The sequence below is a fragment of the Vibrio sp. 10N.286.55.E10 genome, assembly GCF_002872555.1.
Taxonomy (GTDB): Bacteria; Pseudomonadota; Gammaproteobacteria; order Enterobacterales; family Vibrionaceae; genus Vibrio; species Vibrio crassostreae.
The window spans coordinates 1-13,437 of record NZ_MCSD01000027.1 but is presented as its reverse complement, the minus strand read 5'-3'; the positions used below and the strand labels follow the sequence as shown (position 1 = coordinate 13,437).

The 13,437-nt window shown below is 46.7% G+C and carries 11 protein-coding genes and 3 tRNA genes; 5 read left to right on the top strand and 9 right to left on the bottom strand.

The window, feature by feature from the left end; all coding sequences use genetic code 11:
* Positions 1–51: 51 nt before the first annotated feature.
* Genes frdD through frdA form a run of 4 tightly spaced genes read right to left on the bottom strand, consistent with a single transcriptional unit; the run spans position 52 to position 3,423 of the window.
* Entirely contained in the window at positions 52–438 is a 387-nt protein-coding gene (gene frdD, locus BCV39_RS16250; RefSeq protein WP_052880182.1) for a fumarate reductase subunit FrdD, read from the bottom strand.
* A 12-nt stretch (positions 439–450) separates the two neighbouring features.
* Positions 451–834, bottom strand: a complete 384-nt coding sequence (gene frdC / locus BCV39_RS16245) for a fumarate reductase subunit FrdC (protein ID WP_048607793.1) — start codon at positions 832–834, stop codon at positions 451–453.
* A 1-nt stretch (position 835) separates the two neighbouring features.
* Entirely contained in the window at positions 836–1,600 is a 765-nt protein-coding gene (locus tag BCV39_RS16240) for a succinate dehydrogenase/fumarate reductase iron-sulfur subunit (protein WP_009847917.1), read from the bottom strand.
* The gene (gene frdA, locus BCV39_RS16235; RefSeq protein WP_017071211.1) at positions 1,600–3,423 is read right to left on the bottom strand and encodes a fumarate reductase (quinol) flavoprotein subunit; all 1,824 of its coding nucleotides are present in this window, start codon (positions 3,421–3,423) and stop codon (positions 1,600–1,602) included. Before frdA ends, BCV39_RS16240 begins: the two co-directional genes overlap by 1 nt.
* A 450-nt stretch (positions 3,424–3,873) precedes the next feature.
* On the opposite strand from frdA, the gene epmA reads away from it, so the two are divergent.
* Complete coding sequence (gene epmA, locus BCV39_RS16230) at positions 3,874–4,845, top strand: elongation factor P--(R)-beta-lysine ligase (RefSeq protein WP_102431393.1); 972 nt, start codon at positions 3,874–3,876, stop codon at positions 4,843–4,845.
* A 51-nt stretch (positions 4,846–4,896) separates the two neighbouring features.
* On the opposite strand, the gene BCV39_RS16225 is transcribed toward epmA, so the two are convergent.
* From BCV39_RS16225 to rsgA, 5 genes are all read right to left on the bottom strand, one after another.
* Positions 4,897–5,784: a DMT family transporter gene (locus BCV39_RS16225; protein WP_048661408.1), complete on the bottom strand. Its 888-nt coding sequence runs from the start codon at positions 5,782–5,784 to the stop codon at positions 4,897–4,899.
* A gap of 161 nt (positions 5,785–5,945) precedes the next feature.
* The gene (locus tag BCV39_RS16220) at positions 5,946–7,826 is read right to left on the bottom strand and encodes a methyl-accepting chemotaxis protein (RefSeq protein ID WP_102431392.1); all 1,881 of its coding nucleotides are present in this window, start codon (positions 7,824–7,826) and stop codon (positions 5,946–5,948) included.
* 527 nt (positions 7,827–8,353) lie between these two features.
* Entirely contained in the window at positions 8,354–9,769 is a 1,416-nt protein-coding gene (locus BCV39_RS16205; RefSeq protein WP_102431391.1) for an SLC13 family permease, read from the bottom strand.
* Positions 9,770–10,084: 315 nt separating this feature from the next.
* Entirely contained in the window at positions 10,085–10,996 is a 912-nt protein-coding gene (gene asd / locus BCV39_RS16195) for an archaetidylserine decarboxylase (RefSeq protein WP_102431389.1), read from the bottom strand.
* A 125-nt stretch (positions 10,997–11,121) separates the two neighbouring features.
* Positions 11,122–12,177: a small ribosomal subunit biogenesis GTPase RsgA gene (gene rsgA / locus BCV39_RS16190; protein WP_048663217.1), complete on the bottom strand. Its 1,056-nt coding sequence runs from the start codon at positions 12,175–12,177 to the stop codon at positions 11,122–11,124.
* Between the two features lie 150 nt (positions 12,178–12,327).
* On the opposite strand from rsgA, the gene orn reads away from it, so the two are divergent.
* From orn to BCV39_RS16170, 4 genes are all read left to right on the top strand, one after another.
* Entirely contained in the window at positions 12,328–12,873 is a 546-nt protein-coding gene (gene orn / locus BCV39_RS16185; RefSeq protein WP_010434065.1) for an oligoribonuclease, read from the top strand.
* Between the two features lie 180 nt (positions 12,874–13,053).
* Positions 13,054–13,129: transfer RNA gene (locus tag BCV39_RS16180), tRNA-Gly, on the top strand.
* A gap of 53 nt (positions 13,130–13,182) precedes the next feature.
* Positions 13,183–13,258: transfer RNA gene (locus BCV39_RS16175), tRNA-Gly, on the top strand.
* Between the two features lie 49 nt (positions 13,259–13,307).
* Positions 13,308–13,384 (top strand) — tRNA-Met (locus BCV39_RS16170).
* Positions 13,385–13,437: the final 53 nt, after the last annotated feature.

The following is a 13,437-nucleotide window of genomic DNA, read 5'->3' as shown; positions in this document are numbered from 1 at the left end:
ATCTGCTTTTAAGCTCTTCGAATCTCGATTACCCGAATCCCGTATCTGCTTTTAGATCATAAAGATGAAAATAACAGACAGTGCGCTGATTAGGCCAGCAAAGAAGTAGCAACCCACTTTACCCGCAACGCCGACGTGGAACTTAAGGTCGTGCATGCCGTGGTGAAGACGGTGCATTGCGTGCCACATTGGCAGTGCCAGCGTACCGATGATGAATAGCGCACCGATGATGCTGGTGGCGAACTCAGAGACACGTTCGTAGCTCATTGCGTCCGCATCGATAATGCCCATTGGCACTAAGATACCGAGCACTAAGATCGTGATTGGTGTGATCATCGCGAACCAAGTACCGCCAGCGCCAAATAGACCCCACCAGATTGGCTCATCAGAGCGTTGTGGGTTGTGGTTAACAGGTTTTACTTTGTAATTTGTGTTCATAACGAAAGCTCCTTACACCACAACAAGAACGATTAAAGAAATAAAAGCCACCGCTGCCCACTGGGTCAGTACGATGATTCTTTTATCAACCAATTTGCCTTTAAGACGGATTGGCATTACTTGAGGCATCATGCTGAAGAAGGTCTGAGCGTGCAGCAAGCTGCCTAGCAGTGCCACGATGTTGATACCCACAACGATAGGGTTCGCCATGAAGCTCAACCAACCAGCCCACGCTTCAGGGCCTTTCACTAGTGCACCCAAACCGAAGGTTAGGAACAGAGTGAATAGAATCAAAGGCAGTACAGTCGCTTCACGTAGCATGTAGAAGCGGTAGAACGGGTGGTTGCTCCACCACGTTCTCTTCATCTCACGAACATAAGGCTTACGATTGCTCATATTATGCCTCCTCTGCTGTTTTTACTTGCGATCCGTCTGGCTTGAACATCGAGATAACGAAGTCCATTGAAGACTCAACTTTACCTTGGTTCACTGCCGCTGCTGGGTCTACTTTCTTCGGACATACGTCAGAACAGTAACCTACAAACGTACAACCCCAAGCGCCGTTGTCGCCATTGATAAGCTTCATGCGTTCAGCTTTACCATTGTCACGGCTATCTAGGTTGTAGCGGTGAGCAAGAGCAAGAGCCGCAGGGCCGATGAACTCAGGGTTTAGACCGAACTGAGGACACGCTGCGTAACACAAACCACAGTTGATGCAGCCAGCGAACTGTTTGTACTTCGCCATTTGCTCTGGAGTTTGGATGTTAGTGCCGTCTTCTGGCTTACGGTCATTACCAATGATGTAAGGCTTGATTGCTTCAAGGCGCTCGATGAACGGCGTCATGTCGACAATCAAATCTTTTTCGATTGGGAAGTTAGCCAAAGGCTCAATCTTGAAGCCATTCGGGTAGTCACGTAAGAAGCTTTTACATGCCAGTTTTGGCACGCCATCAACCATGATGCCGCAAGAACCACAAATCGCCATACGACAAGACCAACGGTAAGACAGGTCTTTATCTAGGTTATCTTTGATGTAACCGATCGCATCAAGTACTGACATGGTTTCATCAAACGGAACTTCAAAGGTTTGAAAGTGAGGTTCTGCATCGTGCTCAGGGTCATAACGCAGGATTTCAATTTTTTGGATTCGATTCGCTGACATTATGCTTGCTCCTCTTCGCTCTTCTTAGCATTCTCTTCTGCTGCTTTTTCAGCGGCAGCGGCTTTCTCGGCTGCTTCACCGTATAGACGAGCTTTAGGTTGAGATTTAGTAATCTTAACGCCGCTGTAGTCGATGGTTGGTGCTGCATCTTCGTTGTAGAAAGATAGAGAGTGTTTCAGGAAGTTCACGTCATCACGTTCTGTGCAGTTGTCGTCTAGACGTTGGTGTGCACCGCGAGACTCTTTACGAAGAATCGCTGAGTGAACCATCGCTTCTGCAACTTCAAGGCCGTAACCCACTTCGATAGCGTAAAGTAGGTCAGTGTTGAACACTTTGCCTTTGTCTTTAATGCTGATCTTCTTGTAGCGCGCTTTCAGTTCAGTGATTTTGTCGATGGTCTTTTGCATCAAGTCTTCTTGACGGTAGATACCACAACCCGCTTCCATGGTGTGACCCATTTCAGTACGGATATCAGCCCAGTTCTCATCGCCTTCTTGGTTTAGTAGACCGGCGATGCGATCTTCAACCGCTTTCACTTGCTTAGCGATAGACTCTTCATTCCAACCTTTGAATTCAGCTGCACGTTTCACAGCTTGTTCACCGGCTACGCGGCCAAATACTACGAACTCAGCCAGAGAGTTAGAACCTAGGCGGTTTGCACCGTGTAGGCCAACTGAAGCACATTCACCAACAGCAAATAGGCCTTTGATGCGAGTTTCACAAGTACCGTTAGTTTCAATACCACCCATGGTGTAGTGAACAGTCGGACGAATTGGGATTGGCTCTTTTGCTGGGTCTACGTTTACGTACGCTTTTGCCAGCTCACAGATGAACGGAAGACGCTCTTGCAGATACTCTTCACCCAGGTGGCGAAGGTCAAGGTGTACGACATCACCAAGAGGGTGCTTGATGGTGTTGCCTTTCTGCTGTTCGTGCCAGAATGCTTGGGAAACTTTGTCACGAGGACCCAGTTCCATGTATTTGTTTTTCGGCTCGCCCACTGGAGTTTCAGGGCCCATGCCGTAATCTTGTAGGTAACGGTAGCCGTTCTTGTTGACGATGATACCGCCTTCACCACGACAACCTTCGGTCATCAAGATGCCAGTGCCCGGTAGGCCTGTTGGGTGGTATTGAACGAACTCCATATCACGCAGTGGTACACCGTGGCGATAAGCCATTGCCATACCGTCGCCAGTTACGATGCCGCCGTTGGTATTACAGTGGTAAACACGACCTGCGCCACCGGTTGCTAGAACAACAGATTTTGCTTTGATGGTAACAAGCTCACCTTCAGACATGTGAATCGCGATTAGGCCTTGTACTTCGCCATCTTCAACGAGCAAATCCACCACAAAGTACTCATCAAATCGTTTGATTGTGTCGTACTTCATCGAAGTCTGGAACAGAGTATGAAGCATGTGGAAGCCGGTTTTATCCGCTGCGAACCACGTTCTCTCTACCTTCATACCGCCGAATCGGCGTACGTTTACTTCACCGTTTTCTTTACGACTCCATGGGCAGCCCCATTGTTCCATTTGGATCATTTCGCGAGTCGAGTTTTCAACAAAGTATTCAACAACATCCTGTTCACATAGCCAGTCGCCACCGCCAACAGTATCGTTGAAGTGGTTATCTAGACTATCTTCGTCTTTAATTACCGCTGCTGAACCGCCTTCTGCAGCTACCGTGTGCGAACGCATTGGGTAAACTTTAGAAATCAGTGCTACTTCCAATTCAGGATTAGCTTCAGCTGCTGCAATTGCTGTACGAAGACCAGCGCCGCCTGCGCCGATGACTGCGATATCTGTGGTAATTGTCTTCACAGTTATTCTCCAGTGTGATGCGGAGTATTCCGCTTGTAATTATAAAAAGCATTTAGAGAGTACTTAAACGGCATCAACCGTTTATCACCCCTAAGCCTTAAGTGGTAGGTTCAGTGTAAGAGAGGAAGGTATTCGAAAAGTTGATGCATTTGGGTTTTTAGGTCGGTAGTGCATATGGAGGCATAGAATTTATAGGTTATGTGACTGCAATCACGGCAATGAATTGTTGATAACGATTAGCCCACAGGGCTTGTGTTAACGGCTTGTTGAGTATGATTTTTGTTATCAATGTGGATGTGAAAGCTGTATTGATAATTGTATTGTAGAACGTAATTTTCTGGCTTCATTAAGGCAACATTTTGCTTTCATCTATAGAAAGATAGAAGCTTACAAAAGAGGCGAAAGGTGGTAATTTCCGTCGCCTAGAATTCAGTAATATGGAACTTAATAATGCACTCAACATGGCAACCAGCCGCAACCATTAAGCAGTTAAAGCAACGTGCTGATATCCTTAATCAAATCCGTCAGTTCTTTGTTGAGCGAAACGTGATGGAAGTGGATACGCCTGCGATGAGCCACGCCACGGTGACGGACGTGCATTTACATACTTTCAAAACTGAATTCGTAGGGCCGGGTTATGCGCACGGTCAGCCCCTGTTCTTTATGACTAGCCCTGAGTTTCATATGAAACGTCTATTAGCGGCGGGCAGTGGCTGTATTTACCAAATTTGTAAGTCTTTCCGTAACGAAGAAAATGGCCGTTATCACAATCCTGAGTTCACCATGCTGGAGTGGTATCGCGTCGGTTTCGATCACCATGACTTAATGGATGAAATGGATCGGCTGTTGCAGCAAATCCTCAAGTCGGGCTCAGCACAGCGAATGACTTACCAACAAGCCTTTATCGACGTGTTAGGTGTGTGTCCCCTTGAAGATTCGATGGATACCCTGAAACAAGCGGCAGCGAAACTTGGGCTCAGCGACATTGCTGATCCTGAAGAAGATCGCGATACGCTATTGCAGCTTCTTTTCAGTATTGGGGTGGAAGCAAAGATTGGCCAACAGGTGCCAGCCTTTGTTTATGACTTCCCAGCCTCACAAGCGGCATTAGCTAAGATTAACCCCGAGGATTCGCGAGTGGCGGATCGCTTTGAGGTGTATTTCAAAGGCATCGAGTTAGCCAACGGCTTCCATGAATTAGATAAGCCACAAGAGCAGCTCAAGCGCTTTGAAGATGACAACGCCAAGCGTATTGAGATGGGCTTATCGCCTCAGCCGATTGACCATCACTTGATTGAGGCATTAAAAGCGGGTTTACCAGATTGTGCGGGTGTTGCTTTGGGTATCGATAGGCTGATTATGCTGACTTTGGGTTACGACCACATCGATGATGTGACCGCTTTCCCGTTCCCACGTTCTTAGCTTTTTGTTTTTTTACTGAGAGCTAATAGCTCTCAGTTTCCATCAGCTTGGCTAGCTGACCAGAATACCAGTACCCACTACGGCAACAATGGCACCTATCCAAGCGTAGGCATTTGGCCTCTGCTTGGTGTAAAGCCAGAGTATTGGTAACAACATAATCGGTGTGGTTGAAGATAACAAAGCAACCATGCCGACATTGCCTTCCTGTAACGCATACAAGATCAGCGTCATTCCCACTGCCATCGCTAAAAAGCCGTTAACTGCCGTAATCGCAAATATCTGACCATTCATCGGGTTGATTGCGCGTGACAGCTTGGCACCTGTTAAACGAAATGCGGAGTGGGCGACAAAGGCGGTGATCATCCGAATCGCAGAAGCTGCTACTGGATCGATGTTGGTTTGCATTACCGGCTTTGCAATGATGCCACCCAGTGCTTGGCAAATCGCAGCTGTAATTCCCAGTGCAACGCCAATCCAAACGGTGCCTTTGATGGTTTCGAGTTGGTTGTTGGCTTGTCCTCGACGACCAAAGAATATCGCGGTTAATACACCACTGAACACCAAAGCTGAGCCAATTAGCTCAACAGAAGTCATGCTTTCGCTAAACAGGAAGTAACCGAGAATCGCCGAGAACACGGCGTGACAAGAGAACAGTAAACCCGCTTGACGCGGCCCCATTCGGTTCAGACAGGCAAATAGGGCGGTATCACCAATGAAGATGCCAATTAGCCCAGACAGCATCATCGGTGTGACTAGATTGGCTTCGACAGTTGACCAACCTCCGGTAAACCAAGCCATACTCGATAAGATGATTGCGGTACAACCCATTCGCCAGCGGCTATAGGCGAAAGAACCTAAGTGTTGAGCAGGCTTTACGGACATTAGGCTCGCAATCGCCCAAAGAAAAGCGGCAGCTAGAGCTAACCATTCGAATCCCATCTGAATAACATCCTTGTGTCTGGGATAAATTAGCTCATCAATATGCATTAAACCGAACTGAGAACAAAGTGATTCTTATGAAAAGAGTCACTTTGTTTCAGCTATTGGTTTACGTCAGCTGCCTCTCGGTGGTGTGGTTTACTTACTTTGCGTGAGGTGAGTTATACCTTAAAGCGCTCCACATCTCGGCGCATCGACTCGGCAGCGCTACTCATTTCATTGGAGCTATTACGGCTGCTTTCAGCTTGCTGTGCTAGGTCGTCAGAGGCATCTTTGATCCCTTGCGTATTACGGCTGATGTCTTCGCTTACCGCGCGTTGCTCTTCTGCAGCACTGGCTATTTGCAGTGCCATATCGTTGATTTCAGTGATGGCTTGAGTGATTTTAGAGAGGCTGCCATGAGCTTGCTCTGCGAAGCCAACGCTGTTCTCTGCCAGTTGGGTGCTGGTGGTCATGCTTTCAACGGCATGTTCGGTATTCTTCTGCAACGTATCAATCATCACGCGGATCTCTTCCGTTGAGCCATGCGTTCTTTGGCTTAACACTCGAACCTCGTCTGCGACAACGGCAAAGCCACGACCTTGTTCACCTGCACGCGCGGCTTCAATTGCAGCATTCAGTGCCAATAGGTTGGTTTGCTCGGCAATGCCTTGAATAGTTGACAGGATTTGGTTGATGCTTTGCGCGTTGTTTTCCAGTTCTCGGATGACATTGGCCGCGTCTTCCACTTGGGTCGCAAGACTAGTGATGGCATCGCGGTTCTGTTGAATTACTTCTTGGCCGTCATTACAAGCGGTTGCAGAGGCTTGAGAAGCTGATGCGGTTAATTCGGCATGGCTCGCCACTTCGGCTGCGGTGGCCGACATCTCATGAATCGCGGTCGCAATCTGGTTGATATCGTTTTGCTGGTTCTCAACTCGAATGGAGGATTGGGTCGCCAGTTGGTTAGCCTTTTCGGCATGATTGTTAAGATCGTGGCTGTGCTCTATGACGCCCTTCAACATGCTTTGCATCTGGCTTAAGAATTGGTTTACAAGCTCGGCCAGTTTGCCTATCTCATCCATACGCGTGATATCAATACGTTGAGTGAGATCACCTCTGCCTTGAGCGAGTTGAGTCAGCGCTTCAGATAAGGTTTGTAATGGAGAAAGCAGGCGGTTGATCACCATTGTGCTCGCAATCGAAATGACGATGTATAAAACCAAAGAGGTTAGGGAGATGAATTGAATCGCATCAGAGACCGCAGAAAACGCCATTTCCTTATCGATAACAATACCCAGAGACCAATCGGTATTCGGGACATTGGCAATGTAAACCAGTTTATCCCCTTGGCCAGGCCAAGTTAGCGTGGTGATCGTTTGGTCTTGGATCAATTGCGACACTTTGTTTGCAGTGAGTCCTGGGTTCAAACTGGTTAGTGGTTTCTGACTTAGCTCTTCATCCGTGTAGGCAACGATGTTGTTGTTACCATCCACTAAAAACGCAAAGCCATCGTTATCCAGTTTTACATTGAGAACCGTATCAATAATGCTGGTGACGGTTAAGTCTGCTGCGAGGACACCTTGTCTTTCACCGTTGAATGCTTTCGCAAAGCTGATGACAATGCTGCCATCGAAGTCTTGATAAGGCTCGGTAATGATGAGGTTTGATGTTGCGTTGGCATCTTTATACCAAGGGCGGGTGCGTGGGTCATAGCCTGCTGGCCAATCTTCACCTTTATCGCCATATGCGATAGTGCCATCGCTGAATCCCGCATAAACAGACAAGAACTGCCCGGCTTGTTTGGTGATCAATAACTCGCGGTCAGAATTACTATTGCTTGAAATAGTCGGCTCGTTAGCAAGCATCATATCGCTGCGAGTTGAGAGCCAATCGGCAATATAATTGGTAGTACCGACACTGACATTTTTCATTTCTTGGTTGATCGCGACTTCAGTCTCTTGAGTCAGCTGATTAACCGATATCCAAGCTTGAGCGCCACTCACGACGGCAATAATGACCGCAATTGCGATCTGAATTTTAAATTTAATCGTATGTCTCAAGGTCCATTCCTCTCTGATTAGACAAAAAACTAGGGCGTGTTGACCTTTCGCGGTTCAATTTTGTTCGAGATAAAAGCGTTTTAATCGCGGCGAGGGGGAAGTTGCCTAGCCATTCTAAGCAAATCCCCCTCAACAAAGAGTAAAACGCTTTTAGCCGAACCCTTCGGGCAGCGTTTTCTGGTCATTTCTACTGCGTTATCGGCTTCTCATGTAGGCTAGCTACACATCAAAACCTCTGCCTTGTAGACATACCCAGCAATTCGCTGCAAAAATCAGCTCGAAAGGTCAATACGCCCTAATGACAGTGACGTACTTGATGGTGAATTAATGTGTCTCTGATGCGTGTATATTGCCGCTGTCTCGGTAGTATTAAACGTGTTTAAAATCAAAAATTTAAAATGAGTCATCGTTATTTTTAATAAACCGTGAAGTAGAATCACAATTATCTATCGATAAAAAACTGATAAACCCACCAGATAGCGAAATCACGATTGCTATCTGATGGGCTGTAGTGAGGCGTTAACGTGCTAGGTGATGATAAACAGCGCGAGGTAAACCATCAGCAAGCCGACAATACCCAAGATGATACCCATCTTAGCCATGTCTTTACTTTCGATAAGTCCGGTTGAGTAAGCCAGTGAGTTTGGTGGTGTCGATACTGGAAGAATCATGCCGAGTGATGCTGAGAAGGCAACTACAACCAGCAAGCCTTGCAGACCACCAATCGCAACTAGGCTTTCCATGGAAGCACCAATCGCAGCGGCTATCGGCATCAGTAAGTTGGCGGTAGCGGTGTTTGACATGAAGTTCGCCATCAACCAACACACGATAGATAGCGTGAGAACTACGGCTGCTGGAGAGAGCGACTCATAGTCAATCGCGTGTGCTAACGCTGCTGCTAAACCTGTCTTATCAAGCCCGATACCAATCGCAATACCACCTGCAACCAGCCACAACACGTCCCAGTTAATCAGCTTGAGCTCTTCTTTGCCCATGATGCCTGTAAGAGTGAAGACAGCCAGTGGAATGATAGAGACCACATAAGTGTTCATGCCATGCAGCTTGGTGGTCATCCACAATAAGATGGTCGCAGCGAAGGTGATATAAACCACAATCGCTCGCCAACTCTTTCTGAATTGTCCATCGAGCTTAAGCACCATGTTCTTCTGCTTGGAAGGAAAGATTTTCTGAAGAAGGAACCAAGCAATGGTGAGTTGGATGATCACAAAGGGTAAGCCCATCATCATCCAGCTGAGGAAGTCGATGGTGTTTTCACCGGTTAGGTATTGCAGTGCAATGGCATTGGGTGGCGTGCCGATCGGTGTCGCGATACCACCAGTATTGGCCGCGATTGGAATACACAACACGAGCGCTTTGATACCCATATCGCCTCTTGGTGCAGAAGCTACGATAGGACCGAGTAGCGCCAGCATCATTACCGTAGTTGCGGTATTCGACATGAACATCGAGAACACTGCGGTGATCAACATTAAACCCAGCATGATGAAGCGCGGCTCGGTACCAAATGGCTTAAGCAGTACTCGAGCTAGGTTGTTATCGAGTTCGTACTTGGATGCAGAGATCGCAAGAGCAAAACCACCCATGAATAGGATGATGATTGGCGATGAAAATGCACCGAATATGTCGGTATATTTGATTAACTCACCGAGATCGTGTCCTGCAGGTGGATTTCTAAACAGGTGTAAGCCTTTGTCAGAAATCATTACCAGCTCAAGTGCAATGATCAGTATTGAGGTAGCGAAAACCGGAACTGGTTCAAGCACCCACAGCAGAGCTGCCAATAAGAATATCGCCAACAAGCGGTGTTGAATCAGCGTGAGATCATCGATTGGTATTGAATCTATCGGCATGAACAACACGCCTAAGGGAATCGCAAAACAAATCAACAGCTTGACCAGAACGCCAACATTGAGTTTAGGCATGTACAAAGACCCTATGAATAAAATATCTTCAAATAGAGTAAGTTATCTGGATTTTTGGTACTTGGAGACGGGTTGTAAAATCGAAAAGTTGTTTAAGGTTTCGACAGTTGTTTTGTTTTTGGTCAATCTTTTATTTGGGCAATTAGAGGCAAGAGTGAGAAGCAACAGGTGGCTGGGCTTGAGGATTGAGGATTGAAAGCTTGGGTTGTTAGAGCTGAGTAGCAAATGAATTGGTAGAGTTAAGAAAAAGGCGCGTTTTTCTCTAAATATAGAAAGATAACGCGCCTTTAAAACTAAATGAGTTAACTCAAACCGTTAAGCTTGGTCGGTGTTCTCTGCTGAATCCACAGCTTCAGTCTCAACTTCTTTACCAGCAATGTGCGCGAAAGGGGTACCAAGAACGGTTTTCTCACCATTTTGCATCGTGTCGTCAAACTTGATCGCATCTTTAGCGAACAGGTTGATAACGGTTGAACCAAGCTTAAAGCGGCCCATCTCTTCGCCTTTCTTCAAGATGATGGCGTTATTGCCTTGTGCTGGGTAATCCCATTTGTAAACCGAGTTACCGCGAGGTGGGGTGATGGTTCCAGCCCATACTTGCTCGATGCTGCCTACGATCGTTGCGCCAACCAACACTTGTGCCATTGGGCCAAATTCCGTATCGAAGATACAAACCACACGCTCGTTACGTGCAAATAGGTTTGGAACGTTCTCTGCCGTTAATGGGTTAACTGAGAAAAGATCACCCGGAACGTAGATCATCTGGCGTAGTGTGCCGTCGCATGGCATATGCACGCGGTGGTAATCACTTGGAGACAGGTAAAGTGTTGCGAATTCGCCGTCTTTAAACTCATCCGCTAGCGCTGCATCACCACCCAATAGCTCGCGAGCTGAGTAGTCATGGCCTTTAGCTTGAATCAGTTGACCGTCAGTAATTGGGCCAAATTGGCTTACACGTGCATCTGCAGGGTGAACAATAACAGAATCACCCTCAGCGATAGGGCGCATGCCTTCTTTCAATTCACGCACGAAGAATTCATTGAATGTTTTAAAGTGTTTTGGATCGCTATGCAGAGCTTCATCCATGTTCACTTTGTATTGCTTGATGAACCAGTTGATGATCGCTGTCGTTAAGCCGCCCGCTTTAGCAGACGCAAGTTTGCCGACTAGACGAGTCAGTCCATGTTGTGGAATCCAGTACTGCAATCCAACTTTAATCTTATCCATTGTATTAATTTTCCAATGCTAATTGTGTTTCAATTAAATCTGTCGATGACGGTTTAGGGCGCGAGATGTTACTTAAATTCGCGCCAATTGTCAGTAAATGCACACATTTGTTCACAAAAACGCGATTAGAGATCGGCTTTTTTGTTGCGTGAATACTGACGGTTATCTTTGTTACTCGCCATGCTTTCAATGATGCGGTGGTAGTTGTCGAAACGTAATCGACTGATCTTGCCGTTTTCTACCGCTTCGCGCAGGATGCAGCCTGGGTCATCGTTGTGTTTACAGTCGCGGAATTTACAACCGCCAAGGTAAGGCTTGAACTCGATGAAGGCTTCCGTGATTTCATCGGCTTCTAGGTGCCATAGGCCGAATTCCCGAACTCCTGGTGAATCAATCAGATCACCACCAGAAGGGAAGTGGTATAAACGAGCTGCCGTGGTGGTATGCTGGCCAAGACCTGAGTTCTCAGAGACTTCGCCTTCTTCAATGTCGAGCGTTGGCATCAATGCATTCACTAGGCTTGATTTACCCACACCTGATTGACCAACAAAGATGTTGATACGGTCTTTAAGTTCAGCTTCTAGCTCTTTGATGCCGTAGCCAGACTCTTTACTCACGAACATCACTTTGTAGCCGATCTTCTCGTACTCTTTAAGTGTTTCACGGTATTCAGCAATCTGCTCATCAGTCAGCAGGTCGACCTTGTTCAGCACAACAAGCGGCGCGATGTTCACTGTTTCTGAAGCTATCAAATAGCGGTCGATAATATTAAGTGATAGCTCTGGTAGCACAGCCGATACGATAACCATTTGGTCAACGTTCGCAGCTACCGGCTTTAGGCCATCGTAGTAATCAGGACGAGTCAGCATTGAAGTTCTCGGTTCAACCGCTTCCACAACGCCAGAAATGCCGGCCATGGATTCTAAGCCTGCGCGCCAAGTCACTCGGTCACCAGAAACTAAAGTCTCGATACTACGGCGTAAGTTACAACGATGAACTTCGTTAGTTTCAAGATCTTCGATATCGGCATGTTGGCCAAAGCGCGTAATTACGAGTCCGCTTTTGGTTCCACCAAGCATGTTCTCATCCCACTGGATAGAATCTTCTTTCTTGAGTCGCTTGTTCTGGTTGCTACGTACTCGACGTACTTGACCTTTGGTTAACTTCTTTTTTTTAGCCACAATTTTTCACTTAACACATCTAACTTGATGATTGGGGACTCAAACTGGATGTTGCTGGTACCACATGATTTCGATGGTCCTAAAGCTAGTTTGAGTATAGTTATTTGGGTATAGTACCTCTTTTACACATAAACAAATAGGCGACGCCTTATGTCCTTTAGCGATCAGAACCTTATTTGGGTTGATCTAGAGATGACAGGACTTGATCCTGAAACTCATAAAATCATTGAAATTGCTACTATCGTTACTGATAGTGAGCTTAACATCCTGGCTGAAGGTCCTGTTTTGGCTATTCACCAACCTCAGAGTGAATTGGACAAGATGGACGAGTGGTGCACAACGACTCACACTGGTAGCGGTCTCGTGAAGCGAATTCAAGAAAGCACCGTTTCAGAGCAAGATGCCATCCAACAAACGATTGAGTTTCTTGAAAAATGGGTACCAAAAGGTAAGTCACCGATTTGTGGTAACAGCATTGGTCAAGACCGCCGTTTCCTATACAAGCACATGCCTGAGTTGGAAGAGTACTTCCACTACCGTTATGTTGACGTTAGCACTCTGAAAGAGCTGACTCGTCGTTGGAAACCTGAAGTGTTAGATGGTTTTTCTAAGTCGGGAAGTCACCTTGCGTTAGACGATATTCGAGAGTCGATCGCCGAGCTGCAGTACTACCGAAAAACGATTATTAACATCTAGTCGAATAAAATGATCACGTTTATCTAACTTTTCAGGGACATAAGAGCTGTTTTTTTTGCAAATCTGTGTGCTTTTACAGCAGTTGAGTAAAAAGTTTCGTAATTTTGCATTAAGGACTTGCATCACAAAAAAATGCTCTTATAATTCGCAGCCCTGAACGGCGAAAGACGTTTTCAGATTGCGATACTAGCTCAGTTGGTAGAGCGCAACCTTGCCAAGGTTGAGGTCATCGGTTCGAACCCGATGTATCGCTCCAATTTGTAGGTTATGGCGAAAGCGGTAATCGAAAGGTGAAAGACCTTTTATAATGCGATACTAGCTCAGTTGGTAGAGCGCAACCTTGCCAAGGTTGAGGTCATCGGTTCGAACCCGATGTATCGCTCCAAATTAGCCTTTTTAAGGCAAGAGTCATTGACTTAAACAATGCATCCGGACGCGGGATGGAGCAGTTTGGTAGCTCGTCGGGCTCATAACCCGAAGGTCGTCGGTTCAAATCCGGCTCCCGCAACCACATTACAGTTAAGCGCTATCTGTTGCCTAAGGTAGTAAGAGCAGCGATTAACT

Excerpts from the sequence above, each read along its gene's own strand:
- BCV39_RS16205 (WP_102431391.1), bottom strand. The coding sequence starts at position 9,769 with ATGCCTAAACTCAATGTTGGCGTTCTGGTCAAGCTGTTGATTTGTTTT.
- frdD (WP_052880182.1), bottom strand. The coding sequence starts at position 438 with ATGAACACAAATTACAAAGTAAAACCTGTTAACCACAACCCACAACGC.
- orn (WP_010434065.1), top strand. The coding sequence starts at position 12,328 with ATGTCCTTTAGCGATCAGAACCTTATTTGGGTTGATCTAGAGATGACA.
- asd (WP_102431389.1), bottom strand. The coding sequence starts at position 10,996 with ATGGATAAGATTAAAGTTGGATTGCAGTACTGGATTCCACAACATGGA.
- epmA (WP_102431393.1), top strand. The coding sequence starts at position 3,874 with ATGCACTCAACATGGCAACCAGCCGCAACCATTAAGCAGTTAAAGCAA.
- BCV39_RS16240 (WP_009847917.1), bottom strand. The coding sequence starts at position 1,600 with ATGTCAGCGAATCGAATCCAAAAAATTGAAATCCTGCGTTATGACCCT.
- BCV39_RS16225 (WP_048661408.1), bottom strand. The coding sequence starts at position 5,784 with ATGGGATTCGAATGGTTAGCTCTAGCTGCCGCTTTTCTTTGGGCGATT.
- frdC (WP_048607793.1), bottom strand. The coding sequence starts at position 834 with ATGAGCAATCGTAAGCCTTATGTTCGTGAGATGAAGAGAACGTGGTGG.